Below are 23,584 nucleotides of genomic sequence, written 5' to 3' on the forward strand. Positions count from 1 at the left end.
CCGGATGATCGAGAAACGGGTGAACGGCGTCAATAGCTCGCGCACATGCGCAAGCCGAGACATTCGCGGGCTGATGGCATGCGGGTTCAAGTGGGTCGCGCCGGCCCGTGCCACTCACGCGTCGGGCGGTGTCGCGTTTGTTCAAGAGCGGTGAGCGCGCCGTCCCTAGCGTGGGGCGCATGAAGAGCCACGACTCGTATCCGTACATGGTCGAATGCGCCGCCGAGGCGGCCCGTGTCGCACGGGGCGTCACGGCGGCGCAACTCGCCCTGCCCACGCACTGCCCCGACTGGGACGCCCGCACCCTGGTGAACCACTGGGTCCTCTACACCTCGCACGGCCTGGAACACCGCGCCCGGCGCACCCCGCTCCCCGAGGAACTGACGCAGCGCGACTTCACCGCGGACGGGGACTGGGCCGACGCGTACGCCGCCCAGCTGGACCGGGCGGTCGCGGCCTGGGCCGACCCGGCGCTCTGGGACGGCGACATCGACCTCGGCATGGGCCCGGTGCCGGCAGCCGACCTCGCCGGCATGATCATCAAGGAAATGGCCGTCCACGGCTGGGACGTCGCCACCGTCACCGGCCAGGAGTTCCACATCTCGCAGGAGGCGGCCCGCTTCGTCCTCGACGTCGTCGAGGCCCACGGCGAGCTCTACCGCCGGTACGACGGCTTCGCGGCCCCGGTGCCCGTACCGTCCGGCGCCCCGGCGTTCCACAGGGCGCTGGCTTCGAGCGGCCGTGACCCGAGGGGTGGCGCACCGGTCAGCACCGTCGCGGGACTCGACGGAAAACCGATGGACGGCCCGACCGGAGACGACGTACTGTCAGGTTCCACGCCCTGAGACGGACGGAAGGAGGCGAGTGCCGTGCGGTTCACACCTTTCCAGCGCTCCCTGCCTCGCTGTCCCGGCGTGCTCGACGAGGTCTGACCGGGAGCGCTCCAAGCAGCCTGCATCCCGGAGGAAACCCCATGACCGATACGGTCATCCGCGCGCTCACCGCGAGCGACGCCTCTCTCTTCGACGCACACCCCGACCCGCTGGGCGCCCGTGAGGGTCACCGGCGTACCCGGTTCCGCCCCGACTGGCAGCGCGTCGCCCTGCGCGACGGCGAGGTCGTCGCTCGCGGCGCCTGGTGGGGCGGGCCCGACGACGCGGAACCCGTCAACATCAACTGGTTCGACGTCGCCGAGGGCGAGGAGGAGGCAGGCGCCGAACTCCTGCGCTCCGCCCCCTGGCAGGTCGAACTGGAGATGAACCTGCCCGGCGGCTGGCGGGACGACCCCGCCCTGAGCGCCGCCGCCGAGGCCCGTTTCGCCGCGGCACGAGCCGCCGGGTACGAACTCCTGGTGGAACGTTTCCTGTACCGCTGGACCCCCGAACGGGGTCTGCCCGAGCGGCCCGGACGTCTGCGGTTCAGCCCCGAACCCGACGACGAGGTGTTCCGCGACGCGTTGCGCCGTATCCACTCCGTCACCCTGGACGTCCACGCGCTCCGGGCCATCGAGGAGGGCGGCCTCGACCGGGCCGCGCAGGAGGAACTCGACTTCTTCCACTGGTGCCCCTCCCCGCGTGAGTGGTGGCAGGTCGCGCACACCCCGGACGGTGACCTCGCCGGCATCCACATTCCGGCGCACAACCCCTCCGGCCCGACCATCGGCTTCATCGGGGTCCTCCCGGACCACCGGGGTCACGGCTACGCCTACGACCTCCTCGCGGAGTGCACGCACTTCCTCGTCGAGCAGGGCGCGGAGAGCGTCAGCGGAGCGACGGACCAGGGCAACTTCCCCATGGCCGCGAACTTCGAGAAGGCCGGCTTCCCCGTGGTGCGGGAACGCATCAACTTCCATCCGGCGGGCGGCCGTACGGCCTGACCGGCGCGGGCGCGGGGCGAGCGGTCCGAGCCGGGAACGGGCCGGACCGCTCGCCCTTCCCGGCCGCCCTGATGACATCGGCCGTTCGGCGCCCTCCACCGAGGCCCGCCCGGTCCCGGCTCAGGCCGGCTCACCCCGCCGTCCCCCGTCCCGTCCCTTCATCGACGGCACCCTGCCACCGGTACCGCACCACCTCGCTCGCAGTCGTGCCACCATAGCCGGGAACCCGGCCCCGGCACGGCCGTTCCCCACGCCCGGGTACGCCTCCTCGGCCGACCGCGGGCCCGGTTGCTCCTGCTGCTTGCCGCACCGTCCGCCACCACGGAACTCGCCCACCGCCCAGACGTCACCCCGGGCACGGGCAGCCGGCACCTCGCCGTTCTCCATGACGCCGGCCGGTTGTCCCGCCCCCGCAGCGGCCGCGTGATCCGCTACGCGCGGACGCGGCTCGGGGACGGGCTGTGCCGACGGGGAGACGCCTGCGCGGGCACCTCATCCGTCCCCGGCGTCCCCGGCCTCCCACCGCAGCAGGTCGCCCGGCTGGCAGTCGAGCGCTTCGCAGAGCGCGGCGAGCGTCGCGAAGCGCACCGCCTTGGCGCGGCCGTTCTTGAGGACGGCAAGGTTGGCGGGTGTGATCCCCACCCGGTCGGCGAGTTCGCCCACGGACATCTTCCGCCGGGCCAGCATCACGTCGATGTCAACGGCGATCGGCATCAGATCACCTCGTCCAGCTCGGCCCGCATCCGCGTCGCCTCGACGTCGCGTGCGACGGCCTGGGCGAGCAGCATCCGCAGGACGAGCACGATGAGCGCGACGCCCAGGATCGCCACGCCGATGCCGCCCATGATGACGGTGACGCCCGGGTCCTCCCGCTGGCCGGGCGCGTTGATGGCGGTGACCGCGAACCACACGAGGGCGGCCGCCGTGATCGCGCCGATCACGCCGTCCACGTAGCGGAAGGCGGCGTGGGAGAAGACGGTCCCGCGCCGCACCATCGTCACCAGCCGCCCCACGCAGACCAGGGCGACCTGGACCGCCACCATGCCCAGGATCGTGATCAGGCGCAGCGGGGTCAGCGGGAGCGATCCGTCCTCGGGGTCGGTCCCGGATGTCAGCGCCCACACCATCGACGCCTGCACGAACACGGTGCCGGCGACCATCACCACGAGCACGACACGCAACGCAAGCACGGTCAGCTTTCCCATGACCGATCCTCCCATCGAATCGCGATGGGAATCTATCGAATCTCGATAGATGGGGCAAGGGCTTCTGCTCTGGTCGCTGGGTGATGAACGCCTTGACGACCTCGACGGACGACACCCGCTTGACCATCGGCCGAGGCGCGGGGGCTCGCCAGGACCGCGGCAGGGGAAGGCGGCACGGGCCGTACCGGCCGCCGCGGTGGTCTGGAAAGCGCGGTGCTCCGATCGCCGGGGGTCAGGCCGCGACGAGCCGCCCCTCGCGCACGGCTGCGGTGTAGCGGCGCAGCAGCAGTTCGGCCAGCTCGGGGGAGGGCCCGAGGACCTCGGCGAGGACGTCGGCCCCCGCCTCGCGGGCACCTCCGGCGATGCGGTCCGGCAGTCGGCCGGGCGCGATGACGTACGGCGCCACGGCCACCCGCCGGACCGCAACGCCGGGGGTCAGGCCGCGACGAGCCGTCCCTCGCGCACGGCTGCGGTGTAGCGGCGCAGCAGCAGTTCGGCCAGCTCGGGGGAGGGGCCGAGGACCTCGGCGAGGACGTCGGCCCCCGCCTCGCGGGCACCCCCGGCGATGCGGTCCGGCAGCCGGCCGGGCGCGATGACGTACGGCGCCACGGCCACCCGCCGGCAGCCGAGCGCCCGCAGCTCCCGTACGGCGTCCTCCGTACGGGGCAGCGACGCGGAGGCGAACGCGGGTCGCACGGCGCACCAACCGGTGTGCCGCCACTCCCGCGCGATTGCTGCGATCACCGCGATCGCCTCCGGGTCCGTGGACCCCGCCGAGGCCAGCACGACCCCGGTCGAGGACTTGTCGGCGGGGCTCAGGCCCGCCTCGTACAGACGGCGTTCGAGGCCCGCCAGCAGCAGCGGCGACGGGCCGAGCACCTCCGCCTGGCGGACCCGCAGCCGGGGCGGCGCGTCGCGCAGCACCGCCGGGATGTCCGCCTTGGCGTGGAACGCCCGGGTCAGCAGGAGCGGCAGCGCCACCACGTCCTGGACGCCCTCCGCCGCCAGTGACTCCAGAACCCCCTGCACCGAAGGGATGTTGAAGTCGAGGAAGCCCGTCTCCACACGCAGCCCGGGCCGCATCGCCCGCACCCGCCGAACGAGGGCGTGCACGGTCGCGGCGTGCCGCGGGTCGCGGCTGCCGTGGGCGACGATCAGGAGGACGGGACTGCGGCTCATCGGGGGCGGCTCCCTCAGCTTCTCTCTAGCGGCTCGTTGGTCGGTGTCAGCGGCGCTCGGGCCGGTGTCAGCGGCTCACGAGCAGACCACGGCTGCGCAGCACCCACCGCTCCAGCGGGCTGAAGATCAGCAGGTCGATGGCGATACCGACGATCAGGATGAGGAAGATGGCGAGGAAGACCTGCGACATGCTGCTGTTGGTGCGGCCCGCCTCCAGCAGCTGGCCGAGCCCCGAGCCGATGTCGGGCGCCTGCGCGATGATCTCGGCGGCCATCAGCGAGCGCCACGAGAACGCCCAGCCCTGCTTGAGACCGGCCACGAAACCGGGCAGCGCGGCGGGCATCACGATGTGCCAGGTGCCCTTCATCCCGGTCGCGCCCAGCGTGCGGCCGGCTCGCAGGAACAGCGGGGGCACCTGGTCGATGCCGGACACCAGGCCGTTGGCGATCGACGGCACCGCACCCAGCAGGATCACCGTGTACATCACCGACGGTTGGAGGCCCAGCCACACCACCGCGGGCGGCACCCAGGCCACGGACGGAAGGGACTGCAGACCGGAGAGGATCGGGCCGATCGCCGCGCGGACGATCCGGACCCTGGCCACCAGCAGACCCAGCGGGGTCCCGATGGCCAGGGCCGCGAGGAAGCCGAGCAGACCACGGGAGACGCTCGTCCAGATGTAGTCGAGGAGCGTCCCCTGCAGCCAGGCGTTCTCCACCTCAGCCCACACCGCCCCCGGAGAGGGCAGCTTGTACGGCGGAGCGACCTCGGCCCACACCAGCAGCTGCCAGACCGCAAGGGTCAGGGCGATCGCGATGACCGGGGGCAGCACCTTGTGGACAAGGACCTGGCTGAGCGGCGGACGCCCGGTCTGCACCGAGTCCAGAGCGTCGAGACCCGCCTCCAGTCCGGCGAGGTCGTCGGTGTCCTTGACGCCCTTGACGCCCTTGACGTCCTTGCCGGAGGCGTCGCTCGTGGTCTCAGTGCTGGCCATGGCGGCGGATCTCCCTACGCAGTTCTTCGGTGATCTCGACGGACAGCTCCGCCACGGCGGTGTCCTCGATACGGCGCGGCTGCGCGATGCCCACCGTCCACTCCCGGGCCACCCGGCCGGGACGCGAGGACAGCAGCACGACTCGCTCGGCGAGCCGCACCGCCTCGCGCACGTTGTGCGTCACGAACAGCACCGACAGCCCGGTCTCGCTCCAGATGCGGGTCAGCTCGTCGTGCAGCACATCCCGGGTGATGGCGTCGAGCGCGGCGAACGGCTCGTCCATCAGCAGCAGCTTGCTCTCCTGCGCCAGCGCGCGTGCCAGAGCCACCCGCTGACGCATACCGCCGGACAGCTCGTGCACACGCTTGCCGTGCGCGCCCTTCAGCCGGACCAGGCCGAGGAGGTCCTCGGCCCGCTCGCGACGCTCGGTCTTGGGGACGCCCCTGAGCTTCAGGGCGAGTTCGATGTTCTTGCCCGCGGTCAGCCACGGGAACAGCGCGTGCTCCTGGAACATCAGGGCCGGTCGCCCGTCCGTCGTGATGCTGCCCGCGGTCGGGGCGTCCAGCCCGGCGACCAGGTTGAGCAGCGTCGACTTGCCGCAGCCGGAGGCCCCCAGGAGGGTGACGAACTCACCCGGCGCGACATCGAGCGTGATGTCGTCGAGGACGAGCTGCTGCCCTCCCGGCCCGGGGAAGGACTTCGAGACGTGCTCGATGCGGGCGGCGTACTCGACCGTCTGGACGCCGTCGGCGGCCTTGGCGAGTGCAGTGGCCATGGTCGTCACCTCCTGGGAACTCTTCGGACTACGGGGTTACTCGGCGCCGAGCCCGGCGTCGTCGACCTCGGGTTCGCCCGCGGCCTTGAGGACCTTGTTCAGCAACGTCAGGTCGTAGATGCCGTCCAGCTTCGGCTTCTCCAGCAGGCCCGCCTTGACCGCGTGCTGCGCCTCGGTGTTGAGGGTGGACGCCAGCGGGTCGTCGATGAACTGGATGGACTTCCACGCCGGGTCGAGGACGCTCTCCGGCAGCTCCTTGCCGGAGTCCGCCTTGAGCTGGGCGTTCGCCGCGGCCTTCGCCTCGTCCGGGTTGGCGCGGATGTACGCGTTGGACTTGACCGAGCCGCGCAGCACGGCCTCGACCACGTCCGGGTGCTCCTTCAGGAACTCCTGCCGCACGATGATGTTCGTGATGACGAACTGCTTGTCCGGCCACAGGTCGGCCTCGTCCAGCAGCACCTTCGCGCCCTCGGCGACCAGCTTGGACGCGGTCGGCTCCGGCACCCAGGCACCGTCGATGGCCCCGGACTTGTAGGCGTCCGGCGCGACGGTGTTGTCCGTGCGGACGACGGACACATCGCCCTTGCCGCTCTGCGCTTCGACCTTCCAGCCCTGCTCGGCGATCCAGTTGAGGAACGCCACGTCCTGGGTGTTGCCGAGCTGCGGGGTGGCGATCTTCTTGCCCTTGACGTCCTTCAGGGACTTGATCTTGTCCGGGTTGACGACGAGCTTCACACCGCCGGAGGCGGAGCCGCCGATGATGCGCAGGTTGGCGCCGTCGGCCTTGGTGTAGCCGTTGATGGCGGGGGAGGGGCCGATCCAGCCGATGTCGATGGAGCCGCCGTTGAGGGCCTCGATCTCGGAGGGGCCGGCGTTGAACGTCGTGTACTTCGCCTGGGTTCCGCCGAGTTCCTTCTGGAAGAGACCCTTCTGGATGCCGACGAGGGCGGTGCCGTGGGTGAGGTTGCCGAAGTAGCCGATGTTGACGGTGTCGAGTCCGCCGATCTTCTTGGCTCCGGCGGCCGCCTGAGCGGCGTCGTCCTCGGTCGCCTGGGAGCCGTAGCCGCAGGCGGCGAGGGTGAGGAGCGGGAGCGTTGCGATGGCCGCGAAAGCGCGCCGAACGGCGGTCGATCGGGAGGCAGGCACGGGAGGTGTTCCTCTCGTCGGCCCGGCGGTCACGGCCTTACGGGCGTTGCCGGGGGTCAGGAAAAGGGTCTTCGTCGCAGCGGGGACGTCCGGTGGGGGGCCGGGGCGCGCAAGCGGTGCGCGTACGTCAGCACACACATCGGGCGACTCCGCCCTGCCCGCTGCCGAGGGCGCCGCTGCCGACGCGGCCGCCCTCCTTCGCGAACGTCGCGTAGTAGTCCACGGCGGTCATGTCAGAAGTCCCACCCGTCGTCCTCGGCCTCGTCCTTGACGGGCTCCGGTGAGGCGAACGACTCGCCGACCATGCCGGCGGTCAGCGTCGTGCCGTCGGACGGGTCGATCAGGATGAACGAACCGGTGCGGCGGGAGTCGGCGTAGGAGTCGACCGGCAGCGCCTCCGCCGTACGGACCTTCACCCGGCCGATGTCGTTGGCGACGAGCTGTCCCGGGTGCGGGTGCAGGGACAGGTCGTCGAGCGTGAGCCGGGACGGGATGTCCTTGACGATCGCCTTCACCGTGCGGGTGCCGTGCTTGAGCAGCACCCGGTGGCCGACCGTCAGGGGCTGGTCGGCGACATGGCAGACGGTCGCCTCGATGTCCTGCGTCGTCGCGGGCGCGTCCTTGCTCGGCACGATCAGGTCGCCGCGCGAGATGTCGATGTCGTCCTCCAGCAGGAGCGTCACCGACTGCGGGGTGTAGGCGACGTCGACCGGCTTGCCCAGCAGGTCGATGCCGGCGACCTTCGTCGCACGCCCGGACGGCAGCACCGTCACCGGGTCGCCGACCCGGAACGTACCGGCGGCGATCTGACCGGCGTACCCCCGGTAGTCGGGGTGCTCGGCGGTCTGCGGGCGGATCACGTACTGCACGGGCAGCCGGGCGTGGCAGTGCGCCAGGTCGTGGCTGACCGGCACCGTCTCCAGGTGCTCCAGGACCGTCGGGCCGCCGTACCAGTCCATGTGCGCGGACGGCTCCACCACGTTGTCCCCGGCCAGCGCCGAGATCGGGATCGCGGTGACGTCGGGGACGCCCAGCTCGGTCGCGTACGCCGTGAACTCCTCGGCGATGGCGGCGAAGACCTTCTCCTCGTACGCGACGAGGTCCATCTTGTTGACGGCGAGCACCACGTGCGGGACGCGCAGCAGCGCGGCGATCGCGGCGTGCCGGCGGGTCTGCTCGACGACACCGTTGCGGGCGTCGACCAGGATCACCGTCAGCTCGGCGGTGGAGGCACCCGTCACCATGTTGCGGGTGTACTGCACATGGCCGGGCGTGTCGGCGAGGATGAACCGGCGCTTGGCCGTGGCGAAGTAGCGGTACGCCACGTCGATGGTGATGCCCTGCTCCCGTTCGGCCCGCAGACCGTCGGTGAGCAGCGCGAGGTCCGGGCCCTCCTGGCCGCGGCTCGCCGAGGCGCGCTCCACGGCCTCCAACTGGTCGGTGAGGACCGACTTGGAGTCGTGCAGCAGCCGGCCGACGAGGGTGGACTTGCCGTCGTCGACGGAGCCCGCGGTGGCGAACCTGAGGAGTGTGGTGGCGGAGAGTTCCGCGGTCGTCGTCATGCTTAGAAGTACCCCTCGCGCTTGCGGTCTTCCATCGCGGCCTCGGACAGCTTGTCGTCGGCGCGGGTGGCGCCCCGCTCGGTGAGCCGGGACGCGGCGATCTCGGTGATGACCTGCTCCAGCGTCACGGCGTCGGAGTCGACGGCGCCGGTGCAGGACATGTCACCCACGGTCCGGTAGCGGATGAGCCGCTTCTCGACGGTCTCGCCCTCCTTCGGGCCGCCCCACTCGCCGGCGGTCAGCCACATGCCGGCCCGCTGGAACACCTCACGCTCGTGCGCGAAGTAGATCTCGGGCAGTTCGATGCCCTCGCGGGCGATGTACTGCCAGACGTCCAGCTCGGTCCAGTTGGACAGCGGGAAGACCCGGACGTGCTCGCCGGGCGCGTGGCGGCCGTTGTAGAGCTGCCACAGCTCGGGGCGCTGGCGGCGCGGGTCCCACTGGGAGAACTCGTCGCGCAGTGAGAACACCCGCTCCTTCGCGCGCGCCTTCTCCTCGTCGCGACGGCCGCCGCCGAAGACCGCGTCGAACTTCTCCGACTGGATCTTCTCGGTCAGCGGCACCGTCTGCAGCGGGTTGCGGGTGCCGTCGGGGCGCTCCTTGAGTACCCCGCGGTCGATGTAGTCCTGCACCGACGCCACGTGCAGCCGCAGGTTGTGCTTCGCCACCGTGCGGTCCCGGTACTCGATGACCTCGGGGAAGTTGTGCCCGGTGTCGACGTGCAGCAGGGAGAAGGGGATCGTCGCGGGGGCGAACGCCTTCAGCGCCAGGTGCAGCATGACGATGGAGTCCTTGCCGCCGGAGAACAGGATCACCGGCCGCTCGAACTCGCCCGCCACCTCGCGGAAGATGTGGACGGCCTCGGACTCCAGCGCGTCCAGATGGGAGAGGGTGTAGGGCGTGCCGGTGCCCTCGGACACGGCCTTGACGGTCGTCGTCATGCCAGACCCCTCTCGATGAGCAGCTTGTGGACCAGCGCCGCGGACTCCTGGACCGTCTGGTCCTGCGACTCGATGCGCAGGTCCGGGTTCGCGGGCGCCTCGTACGGGTCGTCGACACCGGTCAGCCCGGAGATCTCGCCCGCCGCCTGCTTGGCGTACAGCCCCTTCACATCGCGTTCGGAGCACACCTCGACCGGGGTGGCCACATGCACCTCCACGTACGCGGCCCCGCTCGCCGCGTGGCGCTCGCGCACCGCCGCGCGGCTGTCGGCGTACGGCGCGATGACCGGGACCAGGGCCTTGACGCCGTTACGGGCGAGCAGGTCGGCGAGGAAGCCGATGCGCTGCACGTTGGTGTGCCGGTCGGCGCGGCTGAAGCCGAGGTCGGCGGTGAGGAACTCGCGGATCTCGTCGCCGTCGAGCACCTCGACGAGGTGGCCCTCCTCGCGCAGCCGGTTCGCCAGCTCGTACGCGATGGTGGTCTTGCCGGCGCTCGGCAGACCCGTGAGCCAGACGGTGGCTCCGGTCGTCACTTGGTTCTCCTGGTTCGTCACGGGCACGGTCGCGGTCACAGGTGCAGCCCGCACTCGGTCTTGGCGCTGCCGGCCCAGCGGCCGGCGCGCGCGTCCTCGCCCGGGGCGACGCGGCGGGTGCAGGGGGCACAGCCCACGGAGGCGTAACCGTCCATGAGCAGGGGGTTGGTGAGCACCCCGTGCTCGGCGACGTAGGCGTCCACGTCGTCCTGTGTCCAGCGGGCGATCGGGGCGATCTTGACCTTGCCCCGCTTCTCGTCCCAGGCGACGACCGGGGTGTTCGCCCGGGTCGGGGACTCGTCGCGGCGCAGGCCCGTCGCCCACGCGTCGAAGCCGGCGAGGCCCTCTTCGAGCGGCTTGACCTTGCGCAGGAAGCAGCACAGGTCCGGGTCGCGGTCGTGGAGCTTCGGGCCGTACTCGGCGTCCTGTTCGGCGACCGACTGGCGCGGGGTGATCGTGATGACGTTGACGTCCATCACGGCCTCCACCGCGTCCCGGGTGCCGATGGTCTCCGGGAAGTGGTAGCCGGTGTCGAGGAACACCACGTCCACACCGGGCCGGGCCCGGGAGGCGAGATGCGCGACCACGGCGTCCTCCATGGAGGAGGTCACGCAGAAACGCTTGCCGAAGGTGTCCACGGCCCACTGGAGGATCTCCAGGGCCGAGGCGTCCTCCAGGTCACGGCCGGCCTGCTCGGCGAGCGCCTTGAGTTCGGCGCGCCGGGCGTCCTCGGGGCCGGCCGGGGTGTCGTCGTCGCTCAGCGACGCGGATGTGTCGCCATCCGCCTGAACGGTCGTCATATGTGATCCCCTCCGCTGTCGGCTCGCTGCAGCCCCCGGGCCAGCAGCCCGAGGAACTTCAACTGGAAGGCTCGGTTGCAGGCCCCGCATTCCCACGCGCCGTGGCCCTCTTCGTTCGGGCGCAGGTCCTCGTCACCGCAGTAGGGGCAGTAGAACGGCGCGGCTCGCTCGCTCATGACAGGGACTCCTCGCCGGCCCGGGCCACCCAGGTGGCGAACCGCTCGCCGTCCTCGCGCTCCTCCTGGAAGCGCCGCAGGACCCGCTCGACGTAGTCGGGCAGTTCCTCGGAGGTGACCTTCAGACCGCGCACCTTGCGGCCGAATCCGGCCTCCAGGCCGAGCGCGCCGCCCAGGTGCACCTGGAAGCCCTCGACCTGCTCGCCCTGCTCGTTGAGGACGAGTTGTCCCTTGAGACCGATGTCCGCCACCTGGATACGCGCGCAGGCGTTCGGGCAGCCGTTGATGTTGATGGTGAGCGGCTCGTCGAAGTCCGGGAGGCGGCGCTCCAGTTCGTCGATCAGGGAGGACCCGCGGGCCTTGGTCTCGACGATGGCGAGCTTGCAGTACTCGATGCCGGTGCAGGCCATCGTGCCGCGGCGGAACGGCGACGGGTTCACCGTGAGGTCCAGCGCCTCCAGCCCCGCGACGAGTGAGTCGACCTGGTCCTCGGTGACGTCGAGCACGATCATCTTCTGCTCGACGGTGGTGCTGACCCGGCCGGAGCCATGGGCCTCGGCGAGGTCGGCGATCTTCGTCAGGGTGGTGCCGTCGACCCGGCCGACGCGCGGGGCGAACCCGACGTAGTAGCGGCCGTCGTTCTGCGGGTGCACCCCTACGTGGTCGCGCCAGCGCTCCACGGGCTGGTCGGGGGCGGGCCCGTCGATCAGCTTCCGCTTGAGGTACTCGTCCTCCAGGACCTGGCGGAACTTCTCGGTGCCCCAGTCCGCGAGCAGGAACTTCAGCCGGGCGCGGGTGCGCAGCCGGCGGTAGCCGTAGTCGCGGAAGATCGAGATGACGCCCTCGTACACGTCCGGGACCTCGTCCAGCGGCACCCACGTGCCGAGCCGCTGCCCGATCTTGGGGTTGGTGGACAGACCGCCGCCGACCCACAGGTCGAAACCGGGGCCGTGCTCCGGGTGGCGGACGCCGACGAAGGCGATGTCGTTGATCTCGTGCGCCACGTCCAGCAGCGGCGAACCGGAGATCGCGGACTTGAACTTGCGCGGCAGGTTGGAGAAGGCCTTGTTGCCGATGATCCGCCGCTGGATCTCCTCCATGGCGGGCGTGCCGTCGATGATCTCGTCCGCGGCGATACCTGCGACGGGCGAGCCGATGATCACACGCGGGGTGTCACCGCACGCCTCGGTCGTGGACAGCCCGACGGCCTCCAGCCGCTCCCAGATCTCGGGCACGTCCTCCACCCGGATCCAGTGGTACTGCACGTTCTGCCGGTCGGTGATGTCCGCGGTGCCCCGCGCGAACTCCTGCGAGATCTCACCGATCACCCGCAGCTGCTGCGTGGTGAGACGGCCGCCGTCGATGCGGACCCGCAGCATGAAGTACTTGTCGTCCAGCTCCTCCGGCTCCAGGATCGCGGTCTTGCCGCCGTCGATCCCGGGCTTGCGCTGGGTGTAGAGACCCCACCAGCGCATCCGGCCGCGCAGGTCGTTCGGGTCGATCGAGTCGAAGCCGCGCTTGGAGTAGATCGTCTCAATGCGTGTCCGCACATTGAGACCGTCGTCGTCCTTCTTGAACTGCTCGTTGCCGTTGAGAGGGGTGAAATGTCCGGCGGCCCACTGTCCTTCGCCACGGTGACGGCTCACCTTGCGGCGGGGCGTGGCGGAGTTCTGCGGGGTGGCGGCCATGGTTTTTACGTCCTTCGGCAGGCAATGTGAAGGGGTCGGCGCGTGCGCCGTCGGTGAGGGGTGGCGATCGTGTGGCGGGTGGGAGGCTCTGACCTGCGCGTACGCGCACATGCGGGCACACCGGCAGGGGTGTGCGGCGCCTGCGCGTCCTTGCGCCGGCTCAAGCAGGGGAGGGTGTGCGGCGCTGTCGCCCGGGGTCGTCTCGACCCCTCGCGGTCGGGGCGTCAGCTCACCGGACAGATGGCGCTGGACATGCGGCCGAGGTCGACGTGCCGCCGACTCACCAAGGCAATTCCAGTTCCAGACATGACGGAAGCGTGTCACGCTTCTTTAGACCGAGTCCACCTTCATCCATATGTCGGACAGGGATGTCTCGCATGGCGAGACGATGTGATGTGGGTCATGGTGTGCGGGTCAGGGCTCCCGGCCAGGGGCCCGGCGCCGGTACGTCCGCCTCCTCCGTCACCTCGGTGCCGAACAGCTTGAACCCGCGCCGCTGGTAGTTCGCCATCGCGTGCTCACCGTCCCGGCTGCACGTGTGCAGCCACACCCGCTTGGTCGGCGGCAGCGTCGGCCACCGCTCGGCGAGGTCCCAGGCGCGGGCCGCGCCGTACGACAGGAGGTGCCCGCCGATGCGCCGGCCCCGGAAGGCCGGGATCAGCCCGAAGTACACGATCTCCACGGCCCCGCCGTCCTGCGGCTCCAGCTCGACGTACCCCGCGGGCGTGCCGCGGTCGTAGGCGACCCAGGTCTCCACCCCGGGCCGCTGAAGGTGCTCCTGCCACTGGGCGTACGACCATGACAGCCGGTCGATCCACAGGATGTCGCCGCCGACGGACGCGTACAGGAAGCGGCTGAACTCGGGGGAGGGCACCTCAGCGCGGACGACGCGGACGTCGTCGCCCTCCGGGGCGGCGGCGGGCAGGAGGTCGCTCGGGGACGTCTGCTCCAGGGACCAGGTGGTGACGGTGCTGCGGCTGCTCATACGGTCAGAGAATCACGGGGGTCGGTCCGCGGCCAAGGCCGGTCTCGACCACCGGGCGGCGAGGACCGGCCGGCCGCGCGGGTCATGACGCCGTCGACTGTGGGTCCGGTGCGGTCGGTGGCGCGGGATCGGCGGTGGACGGCCCGGCGCGGACGACGGCCTGGTCCCCTCGTGGACCGAACAGGTGCAGGATCTCCACGGTGTTCGAGTCCGCGGGCCCGAACCAGTGGGGCTCGGTGGTGTCGAACTCGGCCACCTCGCCGGGCCGCAGCGTGAACTCCCGTTCGCCGAGGATGACATGGAGCCGACCGGCGAGGACGTAGAGCCATTCGTAGCCCTCGTGGGTGACCAGTTCCGGCCGGCGGGGTGCCAGCACCTGCTTGAAGACCTGCACACGGCCCGGGTACTGCGTCAGCGGCACGAGGACGCTTCCGCGTCCCTTCTGCAGGGGCCGGAGGTGCACCCGGGGGTCACCGCTGGCCGGCGCCGCCACCAACTGGTCGAGAGTGACGTGGTGGGCCTGCGCCAGCGGGATGAGCAGGTCCAGTGTCGGGCGCCTCCTGCCTGATTCCACCCGGGACAGGGTGCTGACGGAGATCCCGGTCGTGGCCGCGAGTGCCTCAAGTGTCAGCCCACGGTCCCGGCGCAGTCTGCGCAGCCGTGGCCCGATGCCGTCGAGGATCTGCTCCACCCGTGTCTCACCGGGGCCTGTGCTGTTCATGGACCCGAGTTTTGCAGTGTTCGCAAAAACGCTGGGCCGTGGCCGCTGCTCGGGCCGAGCCTTGCCGGGCACTGTTCCCGGACCTCGGAGGTAGCCCGTGACCGCGACGACCCAACCCGTTCCACCCGCGCTCAGTGCGCGCAGACGCTGGACGGTACTCGCCGTCTGCTGTCTGAGCATGTTCCTGGTCGGCCTCGACACCACCATCGTCAATGTGGGTCTGCCGGCCATCGGGCGCGGCCTGGACGCCGACACCCGCGGTCTCGAGTGGATCGTGGACGCCTACACCCTCGTCCTGGCCAGTCTCCTGATCTCCTCCGGCGCAATGGCGGACCGCTTCGGACGCCGCCGGGTGTTCCAGAGCGGACTGGCCGTGTTCGGCGCGGCCTCCCTGGTCTGCGCGCTCGCCCCGTCGGCCGGCGTACTCATCGCGGCCCGCGCCCTCCAGGGCGTCGGCGCCTCCATGCTCAGCCCCGTGGCGCTCGCGATCGTGGTGAACGCGATGCCCGACCCGAAGGAACGGGCGCAGGCGATCGGAGTCTGGGCGTCGGTGTTCGGGTTGAGCATGGCCGCCGGACCCGTGACGGGCGGCGCGCTGCTCGCCTGGCTCGACTGGCGAGCGCTGTTCTGGGTCAACGCCCCCGTCATCGCGGCCGCCCTGCTGCTCAGCGCCGTGTTCGTGCCGGAGTCCCGGGCATCACGGGCGCGTCGGCTCGACCTGCCCGGCCAGGTCCTGCTGACCGTGGTCCTCGCCGTGGTCGTCGGCGTCCTGATCGAAGGGCCGCGCATCGGCTGGACGTCGCCGGCGGCGGTGGCGGGCTACGCGTGCGGTGCCGTGGCCACAGCCGCCTTCGTGTGGGTCGAGGCCCGCCGACGTGAGCCGCTCATGGACCTGCGGCTCTTCCGTCGCCCGGTGTTCAGCGGTGCCGTCGTCGGCGCGGTCGCGGTCTTCGTCGCGCTGAGCACGACGCTGCTGCTGAACACCCTCTACCTGCAGCACACCCGTGGGTGGACGCCGCTGGCCGCCGGTATCGCGACCTTGCCCCTGGCCGTCGGAGCGACCGTCTGCGCCCCTTGGGCCGGCCGCATGGTCGGCCGCACGGGACCCCGGCCGCCGCTGCTGTTGGCCGGCGGATTCATCACGGCCGGCGGGCTCTGCCTGGTCCGGCTCACCCCGCACACGAGTGTGCTCCTGCTGCTGACCGCATACGCGCTCATCGGCATCGGGTTCGGCTTCGCCAACGCTCCGATCACCAACACCGCGGTCAACGGACTGCCACCCGCTCGTGCCGGTGTGGCCGGGGCGATCACCTCCACCGCACGGCAACTCGGCTCCGCCCTTGGCATCGCCCTCGCCGGCGGCCTGGTCACCGGCGCCGGCCCGGCGGGACTCGCACACGCCGCCCGCCCGGGCTGGATCCTGGTCGCCACCTGCGGAGTACTGCTCCTCCTCGTCGCCCACACGTCACGGCCGAAGGAGGCGGCCGAGGGCCCGGCCTCCCGTCCCGCTAGTCCAGGGCGCGGTCGACGTCCGACAGCTTCACCGCGTACAGCACACGTTCGGGGACGGGATCGGTGAGCGTCCACAGCTCGCCGGTCTCGGGGGAGTAGGAGAGGGACCCGCCGTGCAGCCCCCAGCAGGCGTGCGACCGGTGCTCCGAGGTGCCGTCCGTGCAGGTGGCGGCACGCGCCTGCTCCTCGTCCTGCCGCCACACCGTGCCGCGCTGCCCCCGCTTCGCGGCGGTCTGGCCGATGTACCAGCTCCCGTCGTGGGAGAGGACGCCCCGGACACCGGTGGCCTTCGTCTCGTACGCCTCGTCGGCTTCGACCTCGCCCTGCCGTCCGGTGGCGCCGAGCAGCCCTGTCCGGTCGGAGACGGTGTCGAGGTCGTACCGCCACACGCGGGCCGCTGTCCCGCTGCCCGTGCCGAACGATTCGTGCGCGACGATGCTGGGCGGCGACGACGTCCGGTCGAGCGAGACGGAGGCGAGACAGGGCACCCCGTCGTTGCGGCTTGCGTCGCAGGCGTCGCCCGAGGCCGGGCTGTAGGAGGCGACCGCGGGCAGCACATACCGGTAGTGGTGGGCGGAGAAGCCCTGGTCGACCTTGCCGATCGCGTCGCTGTCGGTGACGTCGGCGCGGAGGAAGCGGTCGAGGTCGAAGACGTAGAGGGAGTCGTCGCGGTATCCGCTGTTCTGCGGGTTCCGGGCGGTCACGATCAGCTTGTTCTCGTACCAGGCCATGCCGCCGAGCCGGGAGCGCACCGCCTTCAGCCCCTTGCCGTCGGCCTGCGGCACGACGAGCAGCACCCAGCGGTACTTCAGGTCCGCCGGGTCGCTCGCGTCGACGAAGGCGACCCGGGCGAGCCCCTCCTCGCCGGCCGTCGTGCCGGCGTGGGTCCAGCCGGACACGATGACCTCGTTGTCGCGGGACGTGGTGACCGACTGGGGCCGCCATCTGTCGTCGACCGCGTCCCCGGGCTCCCAGCAGTACGCCCGCGCCGCCGTCGGCGCGACCGGCAGGACGCCCTTCTCGGTGACGAAGCAGTCGCCCTCGTTCCGCATGGTGTGGTTGGCGCTGCGCAGCACCTCGTCGACGCCGACCCGGCCCCCCATCTCACCGGTGAGGGTCTCCAGGGCGGTCCGGGCGGTCAGGTTCTCCTGCAGCCGCAGGCCGCGCAGTTCAGCCGCCGAACCGGCCGACGACAACCCGCCCGGCGTCTTCCCGCCCGCCGCCTGGGATGTGCTGATCAGCGTCGCCGCCGCCGTGAGCGCCAGCGCGGTGCCTGCGAGGGACGCGCGCAGCGCACGCCCCCTTCTGCGCCGTCGGTGCCTACCGCGATGCTTCATCACAACCTCCCGGGCGGCCAACTGCTCCCTGTGATCAGGACCTTGACGGAGGGACAGGTGGGGTGGCCTGGAAGCGATGCTACGGCAGTGGGACACGTGTCACGCCGAGGACGCCGGAATTACAGGGAGATCCCTCACTCGGGGCCCATGATCCGTTCATCGGAGAGGTGTTGCGGGGGAGACGGGGCCCGGTGGACGAGCAGCCCGAGGCTGTCGGTGAACACCAACTCGCCCGAACCGGGACCCTGCCCCCTCCGCAACACCCCCTAGAAGGCTCATGAAGATCTTGGGTTCTGGCCCTGCCGCGTCAGCGGCAGGGCCAGACTCGTCTTGTGGCGATGGGTGAGTGGGTCGGCGAGACCGTCGGGCCGGACGTGCGGGAGACCTGCCCGGGAACTGATCCCGGCCGGGAGTGTGTTCGTGTTCCTGGCCGAGCACCGCGGCGAGCTGTTCCCGGCGGCGATGCCACACCCGTGGCACCTGGCACCTCACACCGGCCGGTACATGACCACAGGGGCGGTCCGGCCTGACGGCCGAACAGCCCCTCACCAAGATCTTCATCGACCTTCTAGGCGTGTCCCCCGTGCTCCAGCGGCCCTTCCTCCCGTACCTGCCCGACCGGCGCCGCCGCCGCTCTCGCCCGCACCACCCCCGGCGCCACCGAATGCGGCAGCAGGTCGAGGGGGCTGTCCGGGAGGACCACCTCGACGTCGGCCCGTTCGGTGAAGCGGTACGGCCGGTGGTCGAGGTAGGCGCCCAGGTAGCGGCGCACGCGGGACATCTCGGCGCGGACGGTGACCGTGCGGGCGGGATCGCCGAACATGTCGTCGGCGAGGGCGGAGGCGCTGCGGCCGCCGCGGTGGAGGGCGAGGAGGTACAGGAGTTCGGCGTGGCGGGGGCTGAGCTCGTGGGTCCAGGAGCCGGCGCCGCCGGAGACGGTGACGGTCCAGCGGCGCGGGTGGGAGACGTCGACGCTGATGCGGGTGGCCGTCGGGGCGGGCCCGGGGTCCGCGGTGGGCCGTATCAGCCAGCCCGCGGAGAGCGGCTCGACCGTGCACAGTCCCAGGGCGGGCAGCCGGCAGCGGCCGGGGGAGAGGGACTTGGGCAGGGCGAGGCGATTGGAGTACGGCATGCCCGTGACCGCGGCCGTCCAGCCGTCCCGGTCCACGGCGACCGCCGGGCCGTCGATCCGGGCCAGCACCGGAGCCGCCACCGCCCGCAACTGCTCCAGCGAGGCGAGGTGGAGGTCGCGCAGCCGGGCCTGAGCCAGTTTGGCGACCGAGTCCACCAGCGCCAGCGTGGCGGGATGCAGCGTCTCCAGGGGGCCGCTGATGTCGACCGAGCCGAGAAGCCGGCCGTCGCGCGGGTCGGTGATCGGGGCGCCGGTGCAGGTCCATGAGTGCAGGACCCGCACGAAGTGCTCGGAGGAGAACACCTGGACAGGCCGGCGGACCACCAGGGGCGTGCCCACCCCGTTGGTGCCGACGGTCTCCTCCCGCAGGTCCGCGCCGAGCCCGAGACCCTGTCCGTCGGCCTTGCGGAGCACCGCCGTACTGCCCTCCCGCCACAGCACCCGGGCGTCCGCGTCGGCGACCATCATGATGTGCTGCGCGGTGTCCGCCAGGGACAGCAACCCCTCGCGCAGCACCGGCAGTACATGCCGCAGGGGTGAGGTCTGGCGGCGGCGCTCCACCTCGTCCCGGCTCAGCAGGTCGGCCCGGAGGTCGTGGTCGGGATCCATCCCGCTGCGCAGCATGCGGCTCCAGGACTCCCGGATCACCGGGCGGGGGGCGGGGTTCGGACGCCGCCCGGCGAGCGCGGAGGCACGGACCTCGCCGAGCACCCGTGCCGCCCGGGCGGCGTCCGTGGCGGTGAGCCGCGTGACTTCCATCGGCGAGTGCGCCACTCGTTCCTCCCCGGCAGGCCGCCTCCCCGCCCGGGAGGGCCGAGGGAGTCCGGGCCTGCGCGACCGGCGTTGACTACGGGGTTCATAGTCTGCCGTTCCTCGGCCACGGAAGGACTCACTCCGGCCCCAGAGCGCGGACGAGTTGCAACCCCTTGCAACTCTGGCGGACGGCCGGGGCCTGCCTGAAACTTGTTCGACGCCGCCCGGTGCGGCGCGTGTGCTCCGCTCACAGGGGCTCGGCTGCGGAGGTGGTGCCGTGTCGGCGCAGCACCACCTCCGCGCCACTCGAAAGGGGTGGCACCCGCCGGCGGGGCTCAGCTCACCGGCCGGGCCCGCTCCACCACCGAGGCCAGGTCCAGGGTGTGCGGCAGGGTTCCGAAGGCCGTGCCCCAGTCGCCGCCCAGACGGGACGCGCAGAACGCGTCCGCGACCGCCGGGGGAGCGTAGCGGACCAGGAGGGCGCCCTGGAGGACGAGGGCGAGGCGCTCCACGAGCCGGCGGCCGCGGGCCTCGACGCCGTCGAGGTCGGCGAGTTCGGTCAGCAGGTTCTTGATCGCCCCGTCGAGACGGTGGTCGGCGCCACGGGCCCGGCCCACCTCCCGCAGGTACGCGTCGAGCGCCCGGGGTTCCCGCTGCAGGGCGCGCAGCACGTCCAGCGCCTGGACGTTCCCGGCGCCCTCCCAGATCGAGTTGAGCGGCGACTCCCGCAGCAGCCGGGGCATCCCCGACTCCTCGACATAGCCGTTGCCGCCGAGGCATTCCGAGGCCTCCGCCACAAGGGCCGTACAGCGCTTGGTCACCCAGTACTTGGCGGCCGGCACCGCCAGCCGCAGGAACGCGCGCTCGTTCTCGTCGCCGTCCGCTCCCTCCGCCGCGTCGTACGCCGCGGCCAGCCGCAGCGCCAGCGTCGTCGCCGCCTCCGACTCCAGCGCCAGATCGGCGAGAACGTTCCGCATCAGCGGCTTGTCGACGAGCTTCCCGCCGAACGCCTCCCGGTACGTGCAGTGGTGCACCGCCTGCGCCACCGCCTGCCGCATCAGCGAGGCCGCGCCCAGCGCGCAGTCCAGCCGGGTGACGGCCACCATCTCGATGATCGTGCGCACGCCCCGGCCCTCGTCCCCGACCCGGCGGGCCCACGTCCCGTCGAACTCGACCTCGCCGGAGGCGTTCGACCGGTTGCCCAGCTTGTCCTTCAGACGCTGGATGCGGAACACGTTCCGGGTGCCGTCCGGCAGTACCCGCGGCACCAGGAAGCAGGTCAGCCCGCCCGGAGCCTGGGCCAGCACCAGGAACCCGTCCGACATCGGCGCCGAGCAGAACCACTTGTGGCCCCGCAGCTCGTACGTCCCGTCCTCGGCCAGGGGCCGGGCCTCGGTCGTGTTGGCGCGTACGTCGCTGCCGCCCTGTTTCTCGGTCATGCCCATCCCGAAGAGCACACCGGCCTTCCGGTCGGCGGGCCGCAGGTCCCAGTCGTAGATCGTGGACGTCAGCCGGGGCTCCCACTCGGCGGCCAGCTCCGGGTCCGTGCGCAGGGCCGGCACCGCGGCGTGCGTCATCGACAGGGGACAGCCCGTGCCGGCCTCGACCTGCGTCCAGACGACGAAGCCGGCGGCCCGCCGGACATGGCCGGCGGGCCGCGTCCAGGCGGCCGTCAGCCCCGCCGAGACGCCCTTGCCGAGCAGCCGGTGCCAGGACGGGTGGAACTCGACCTCGTCGATCCGGTTGCCGTAGCGGTCGTGCGTGCGCAGCTTCGGCGGGTGCTCGTTGGCGAGCCTGCCCCACTCCTGGACCTGCTCCGACCCCGCCGTGCGGCCGAGCCCCGACAGTTCGCCGCGGACCTCGTCGAGCGCGTCCGGGGCCACATGCCGTTCGACGGCCTCCGTCAGGACCCGGTCGGCGGCGAAGACGTCATAGCCCACCAGGGGCGGAACCTGATTGGTCACTGCGTGCGTGGCTGCCATGCCAGGAAACCTACCCCCCGGTACGGCGACGGTCACCCGCATCCGGGGGACGGCTCCCCGAGGCCGCCCCGGCTCGGACCACCGGGGCCGCTAGTTCCCCCCCGTGCCCGGTTCGTCGGTGGTTCAGCCACTCGCCGGCGCCACTGACGACCGCGCCGGTGGAGCCCCCGAACCCGGATTTTCCGCCACCCGGCCTGCCGGACCTTGCCCGGCCGCAGGCTTCGGCATCCGTCCCGTGACGGGGCCGGAGGGAAGCGGGCGGCCCACGCGGAACCGGACGCGGCCCGCCGCCCCGTGAGGTGAGGCCGGCACGCGCAGACGGATACCTTTAGGGCGTGCAGCCAGCAAGTCAGTCACCCCCCCGATCCGAGAGCCCGCACGGGCGTCTCCACCGCGCGCGTGCCCTCTACCGGAACGTCTCCAAGCGCAGGACCGCCTGGCTGCTCCTCAAGGACACCGTCAACTCCTGCATCGAGTACCGCATCCTCGGCCTCGCCGCGGAGGCGGCGTTCTTCACCCTGCTCTCGGTGCCGCCGCTGCTGCTCAGCATGATCGGCCTCCTCGGCTACGTCGACGACTGGACCGGCGCCGACACCATCGCCAGCCTGGAACTCAACCTCCTGGAGGCCTCCCGCACCGTCCTGTCCGACAAGGGCGTCCGGGAGATCGCGCAGCCCATCCTGGACGACGTGATGAAGGGCGGCCGCCCCGACGTCATCTCCATCGGCTTCCTGATCGCCCTGTGGTCCGGCTCCCGCGCGGTGAACGTCTTCATCGACACCATCACCGTCATGTACGGCCTCGACGGCGTCCGCGGCATCGTCAAGACCCGTCTGATGGCGTTCCTGCTGTTCATCGTGGCCCTGCTCATCGGCTCCGTCGCGCTGCCGCTGATGGTCGCGGGTCCCGACGCGGTGGTCCGGATCGTGCCGTGGTCGACCACCGTCGTCCAGGTCCTCTACTGGCCGGTCGTGATCGTCCTGTCCATCGTCTTCCTCACGACGCTCTACCACGTGTCGGTGCCGGTGCGCTCACCGTGGGTGGAGGACGTGCCGGGCTCGCTCGTCGCCCTGGGCATGTGGGTCCTCGGCAGTTTCCTGCTGCGCATCTACCTCGCCAACACGGTCGAGGGAGCGACGATCTACGGCTCCCTCGCCGCCGCGGTCGCCGTCCTGCTCTGGATCGGTGTGAGCGCCTTCGCGGTCCTGGTCGGCGCGGCCGTCAACGCCGCCATCGACCGCGTCTGGCCGGCCGCCGCCACCGCAGCCGCCCGCGCCGCCAACGAGCGCCTGCGTGAGGAGCAGGCCGCCGAGTACGTCGCCCGCGCCGCCGCCGCCCGCTCCCACGACCCCGAGGACCCCGACATGCCCTCCGAGTTCCCGGAGCGCTGGTCCCGCTTCCTGCCCCCGGAGGACGTGACCTCGCGCCTGCGGTCACCCGCGAAGAAGGGCGACGAGTAGGGGGCGCCCCCGGCCGGGGCGGGCGAACCCCGGCCGCCCGGTCACCCCTTCCAGGCGCCCGCGGCGGCGGCCTCCCGGACGAACTCCGAGAACCCTCGCGGCTCTCGGCCCAGCACACCGCGCACCCCGTCGGCCGTGCTCGCGTTGCGTCCGTCCAGCAGTGCCTCGAACGTCTCCACCAGGGCCCCACCTCCCCGGCGGGCACCCCGAACCCCAGCAGCGCCTCCCCGTAGTCCCGAGCGGACACCGGCACATAGACGAACTCCCGGCCCACGACCCGCGCGATCTCCGCGACCGCCGCCCGGAAACTCAGCAGCCGCGCCCCGGTCACCTCCACGGTCCGCCCGGCATACGCCGCCGCCCCGCCGGAGCCGAGCACCGCGACGACCACGTCCGCGATGTCCCGCACATCCACGAACGGCTCCGCCACCTCACCACCGGGGAACACCAGCTCCCCCTGGCGCAGCCCCTCCACCAGCGGCCCCTCGCTGAAGTTCTGCATGAACCACGCAGCCCGCACGATCGTCCAGTCCGCCCCCGACGCCCGCACGGCCTCCTCCGCCGGCAGGGCGAGGTCCTGCCCCCGCGCCGACAGCAGCACGAGCCGGCGGACACCCCGCGCGACCGCCTCCCGGGCGAACCCGCCGAGTGCCTCGGCGGCGCCCGGCGCACCGATGTCCGAGGGGTGCACCAGATACGCCGCGTCCACCCCTTTGAGCGCCGGAGCCCACGTGGACCGGTCCATCCAGTCGAAGCCGCTCGCGCGGGACGCCGCCCGCACCGTGAGACCGGCGGCCCGCGCCGCCGCCCGTCGGGGTAGCCGCACT

At 71.8% G+C, this 23,584-nt stretch carries 22 protein-coding genes and 2 pseudogenes; 4 read left to right on the plus strand and 20 right to left on the minus strand.

The features are described 5' to 3' along the window. The first annotated feature begins 179 nt into the window (after window positions 1-179). Both ACZ43N_RS01695 and ACZ43N_RS01700 read left to right on the plus strand, forming a co-directional pair. Window positions 180-845, plus strand: coding sequence for a TIGR03086 family metal-binding protein (locus ACZ43N_RS01695; RefSeq protein ID WP_468094341.1), 666 nt, complete (start codon window positions 180-182; stop codon window positions 843-845). A gap of 128 nt (window positions 846-973) precedes the next feature. After that, the gene (locus ACZ43N_RS01700) at window positions 974-1,876 is read left to right on the plus strand and encodes a GNAT family N-acetyltransferase (protein WP_468094342.1); all 903 of its coding nucleotides are present in this window, start codon (window positions 974-976) and stop codon (window positions 1,874-1,876) included. Window positions 1,877-2,368: 492 nt separating this feature from the next. Here ACZ43N_RS01700 and ACZ43N_RS01705 read toward each other — a convergent pair whose 3' ends face one another. The 16 genes and pseudogenes from ACZ43N_RS01705 to ACZ43N_RS01780 all read right to left on the minus strand — a co-directional run bounded on the left by ACZ43N_RS01705 (window position 2,369) and on the right by ACZ43N_RS01780 (window position 14,581). Then, window positions 2,369-2,590, minus strand: a complete 222-nt coding sequence (locus ACZ43N_RS01705) for a helix-turn-helix domain-containing protein (protein ID WP_468094343.1) — start codon at window positions 2,588-2,590, stop codon at window positions 2,369-2,371. Then, window positions 2,590-3,081: a DUF2975 domain-containing protein gene (locus ACZ43N_RS01710; protein WP_468094344.1), complete on the minus strand. Its 492-nt coding sequence runs from the start codon at window positions 3,079-3,081 to the stop codon at window positions 2,590-2,592. The genes ACZ43N_RS01705 and ACZ43N_RS01710 overlap by 1 nt, the downstream gene beginning before the upstream one ends. Window positions 3,082-3,313: 232 nt before the next feature. After that, a pseudogene (locus ACZ43N_RS01715) lies at window positions 3,314-3,496 on the minus strand (sirohydrochlorin chelatase); the annotation flags it as partial. Between the two features lie 20 nt (window positions 3,497-3,516). Beyond that, window positions 3,517-4,260, minus strand: coding sequence for a sirohydrochlorin chelatase (locus ACZ43N_RS01720; RefSeq protein ID WP_468094345.1), 744 nt, complete (start codon window positions 4,258-4,260; stop codon window positions 3,517-3,519). A gap of 67 nt (window positions 4,261-4,327) precedes the next feature. Beyond that, window positions 4,328-5,254: an ABC transporter permease gene (locus ACZ43N_RS01725; RefSeq protein ID WP_468094346.1), complete on the minus strand. Its 927-nt coding sequence runs from the start codon at window positions 5,252-5,254 to the stop codon at window positions 4,328-4,330. Next, window positions 5,241-6,029: an ABC transporter ATP-binding protein gene (locus ACZ43N_RS01730; protein ID WP_468094347.1), complete on the minus strand. Its 789-nt coding sequence runs from the start codon at window positions 6,027-6,029 to the stop codon at window positions 5,241-5,243. Before ACZ43N_RS01730 ends, ACZ43N_RS01725 begins: the two co-directional genes overlap by 14 nt. 36 nt (window positions 6,030-6,065) lie before the next feature. Then, on the minus strand, window positions 6,066-7,175 hold the full coding sequence (locus tag ACZ43N_RS01735) for an aliphatic sulfonate ABC transporter substrate-binding protein (RefSeq protein WP_468094348.1): 1,110 nt from the start codon (window positions 7,173-7,175) through the stop codon (window positions 6,066-6,068). Between the two features lie 233 nt (window positions 7,176-7,408). Then, the gene (locus ACZ43N_RS01740; protein ID WP_468094349.1) at window positions 7,409-8,737 is read right to left on the minus strand and encodes a sulfate adenylyltransferase subunit 1; all 1,329 of its coding nucleotides are present in this window, start codon (window positions 8,735-8,737) and stop codon (window positions 7,409-7,411) included. 2 nt (window positions 8,738-8,739) lie between these two features. Further along, complete coding sequence (cysD, locus tag ACZ43N_RS01745) at window positions 8,740-9,678, minus strand: sulfate adenylyltransferase subunit CysD (protein ID WP_468094350.1); 939 nt, start codon at window positions 9,676-9,678, stop codon at window positions 8,740-8,742. Further along, on the minus strand, window positions 9,675-10,211 hold the full coding sequence (cysC, locus tag ACZ43N_RS01750; RefSeq protein WP_468094351.1) for an adenylyl-sulfate kinase: 537 nt from the start codon (window positions 10,209-10,211) through the stop codon (window positions 9,675-9,677). The genes cysD and cysC overlap by 4 nt, the downstream gene beginning before the upstream one ends. Before the next feature lie 35 nt (window positions 10,212-10,246). Further along, a complete protein-coding gene (locus ACZ43N_RS01755; RefSeq protein ID WP_468094352.1) occupies window positions 10,247-11,011 on the minus strand; it encodes a phosphoadenylyl-sulfate reductase in 765 nt (254 codons plus the stop codon). Next, window positions 11,008-11,187 (minus strand): hypothetical protein, encoded by a 180-nt coding sequence (locus ACZ43N_RS01760; RefSeq protein WP_055540327.1) that lies wholly within the window; start codon window positions 11,185-11,187, stop codon window positions 11,008-11,010. The genes ACZ43N_RS01755 and ACZ43N_RS01760 overlap by 4 nt, the downstream gene beginning before the upstream one ends. After that, window positions 11,184-12,875, minus strand: a complete 1,692-nt coding sequence (locus ACZ43N_RS01765) for a nitrite/sulfite reductase (protein WP_468094353.1) — start codon at window positions 12,873-12,875, stop codon at window positions 11,184-11,186. Before ACZ43N_RS01765 ends, ACZ43N_RS01760 begins: the two co-directional genes overlap by 4 nt. A 224-nt stretch (window positions 12,876-13,099) precedes the next feature. Next, complete coding sequence (locus ACZ43N_RS01770; protein ID WP_309474722.1) at window positions 13,100-13,183, minus strand: putative leader peptide; 84 nt, start codon at window positions 13,181-13,183, stop codon at window positions 13,100-13,102. Between the two features lie 92 nt (window positions 13,184-13,275). After that, the gene (locus ACZ43N_RS01775) at window positions 13,276-13,860 is read right to left on the minus strand and encodes a GNAT family N-acetyltransferase (protein ID WP_468094354.1); all 585 of its coding nucleotides are present in this window, start codon (window positions 13,858-13,860) and stop codon (window positions 13,276-13,278) included. A gap of 82 nt (window positions 13,861-13,942) precedes the next feature. Beyond that, window positions 13,943-14,581, minus strand: coding sequence for an XRE family transcriptional regulator (locus ACZ43N_RS01780; protein ID WP_468094355.1), 639 nt, complete (start codon window positions 14,579-14,581; stop codon window positions 13,943-13,945). Window positions 14,582-14,678: 97 nt separating this feature from the next. Here ACZ43N_RS01780 and ACZ43N_RS01785 point away from each other — a divergent pair, with 97 nt between their 5' ends. Next, complete coding sequence (locus ACZ43N_RS01785) at window positions 14,679-16,160, plus strand: MFS transporter (RefSeq protein ID WP_468094356.1); 1,482 nt, start codon at window positions 14,679-14,681, stop codon at window positions 16,158-16,160. Here ACZ43N_RS01785 and ACZ43N_RS01790 read toward each other — a convergent pair. The 3 genes from ACZ43N_RS01790 to ACZ43N_RS01800 all read right to left on the minus strand — a co-directional run bounded on the left by ACZ43N_RS01790 (window position 16,090) and on the right by ACZ43N_RS01800 (window position 21,297). Continuing rightward, the gene (locus ACZ43N_RS01790) at window positions 16,090-17,430 is read right to left on the minus strand and encodes a hypothetical protein (protein WP_468094357.1); all 1,341 of its coding nucleotides are present in this window, start codon (window positions 17,428-17,430) and stop codon (window positions 16,090-16,092) included. The genes ACZ43N_RS01785 and ACZ43N_RS01790 overlap by 71 nt on opposite strands. Before the next feature lie 568 nt (window positions 17,431-17,998). Further along, window positions 17,999-19,321 (minus strand): helix-turn-helix domain-containing protein, encoded by a 1,323-nt coding sequence (locus ACZ43N_RS01795; protein ID WP_468094674.1) that lies wholly within the window; start codon window positions 19,319-19,321, stop codon window positions 17,999-18,001. A 329-nt stretch (window positions 19,322-19,650) separates the two neighbouring features. Continuing rightward, the gene (locus ACZ43N_RS01800) at window positions 19,651-21,297 is read right to left on the minus strand and encodes an acyl-CoA dehydrogenase family protein (RefSeq protein WP_468094358.1); all 1,647 of its coding nucleotides are present in this window, start codon (window positions 21,295-21,297) and stop codon (window positions 19,651-19,653) included. Between the two features lie 335 nt (window positions 21,298-21,632). Between ACZ43N_RS01800 and ACZ43N_RS01805 the strand changes: the two genes are divergently transcribed. Further along, on the plus strand, window positions 21,633-22,757 hold the full coding sequence (locus ACZ43N_RS01805) for a YihY/virulence factor BrkB family protein (protein ID WP_468094359.1): 1,125 nt from the start codon (window positions 21,633-21,635) through the stop codon (window positions 22,755-22,757). A gap of 41 nt (window positions 22,758-22,798) precedes the next feature. On the opposite strand, the pseudogene ACZ43N_RS01810 reads toward ACZ43N_RS01805, so the two are convergent. Further along, window positions 22,799-23,583: pseudogene (locus ACZ43N_RS01810) on the minus strand (NAD(P)H-binding protein). Window position 23,584 lies beyond the last annotated feature (1 nt).

The sequence above is a fragment of the Streptomyces sp. NPDC030814 genome (assembly GCF_055572155.1).

Excerpts from the sequence above, each read along its gene's own strand:
- ACZ43N_RS01695 (WP_468094341.1), top strand. The coding sequence starts at position 180 with ATGAAGAGCCACGACTCGTATCCGTACATGGTCGAATGCGCCGCCGAG.
- ACZ43N_RS01700 (WP_468094342.1), top strand. The coding sequence starts at position 974 with ATGACCGATACGGTCATCCGCGCGCTCACCGCGAGCGACGCCTCTCTC.
- ACZ43N_RS01705 (WP_468094343.1), bottom strand. The coding sequence starts at position 2,590 with ATGCCGATCGCCGTTGACATCGACGTGATGCTGGCCCGGCGGAAGATG.
- ACZ43N_RS01710 (WP_468094344.1), bottom strand. The coding sequence starts at position 3,081 with ATGGGAAAGCTGACCGTGCTTGCGTTGCGTGTCGTGCTCGTGGTGATG.
- ACZ43N_RS01720 (WP_468094345.1), bottom strand. The coding sequence starts at position 4,260 with ATGAGCCGCAGTCCCGTCCTCCTGATCGTCGCCCACGGCAGCCGCGAC.
- ACZ43N_RS01725 (WP_468094346.1), bottom strand. The coding sequence starts at position 5,254 with ATGGCCAGCACTGAGACCACGAGCGACGCCTCCGGCAAGGACGTCAAG.
- ACZ43N_RS01730 (WP_468094347.1), bottom strand. The coding sequence starts at position 6,029 with ATGGCCACTGCACTCGCCAAGGCCGCCGACGGCGTCCAGACGGTCGAG.
- ACZ43N_RS01740 (WP_468094349.1), bottom strand. The coding sequence starts at position 8,737 with ATGACGACGACCGCGGAACTCTCCGCCACCACACTCCTCAGGTTCGCC.
- cysD (WP_468094350.1), bottom strand. The coding sequence starts at position 9,678 with ATGACGACGACCGTCAAGGCCGTGTCCGAGGGCACCGGCACGCCCTAC.
- ACZ43N_RS01755 (WP_468094352.1), bottom strand. The coding sequence starts at position 11,011 with ATGACGACCGTTCAGGCGGATGGCGACACATCCGCGTCGCTGAGCGAC.
- ACZ43N_RS01760 (WP_055540327.1), bottom strand. The coding sequence starts at position 11,187 with ATGAGCGAGCGAGCCGCGCCGTTCTACTGCCCCTACTGCGGTGACGAG.
- ACZ43N_RS01765 (WP_468094353.1), bottom strand. The coding sequence starts at position 12,875 with ATGGCCGCCACCCCGCAGAACTCCGCCACGCCCCGCCGCAAGGTGAGC.
- ACZ43N_RS01770 (WP_309474722.1), bottom strand. The coding sequence starts at position 13,183 with ATGTCTGGAACTGGAATTGCCTTGGTGAGTCGGCGGCACGTCGACCTC.
- ACZ43N_RS01775 (WP_468094354.1), bottom strand. The coding sequence starts at position 13,860 with ATGAGCAGCCGCAGCACCGTCACCACCTGGTCCCTGGAGCAGACGTCC.
- ACZ43N_RS01780 (WP_468094355.1), bottom strand. The coding sequence starts at position 14,581 with ATGAACAGCACAGGCCCCGGTGAGACACGGGTGGAGCAGATCCTCGAC.
- ACZ43N_RS01790 (WP_468094357.1), bottom strand. The coding sequence starts at position 17,430 with ATGAAGCATCGCGGTAGGCACCGACGGCGCAGAAGGGGGCGTGCGCTG.
- ACZ43N_RS01795 (WP_468094674.1), bottom strand. The coding sequence starts at position 19,321 with ATGGAAGTCACGCGGCTCACCGCCACGGACGCCGCCCGGGCGGCACGG.
- ACZ43N_RS01800 (WP_468094358.1), bottom strand. The coding sequence starts at position 21,297 with ATGGCAGCCACGCACGCAGTGACCAATCAGGTTCCGCCCCTGGTGGGC.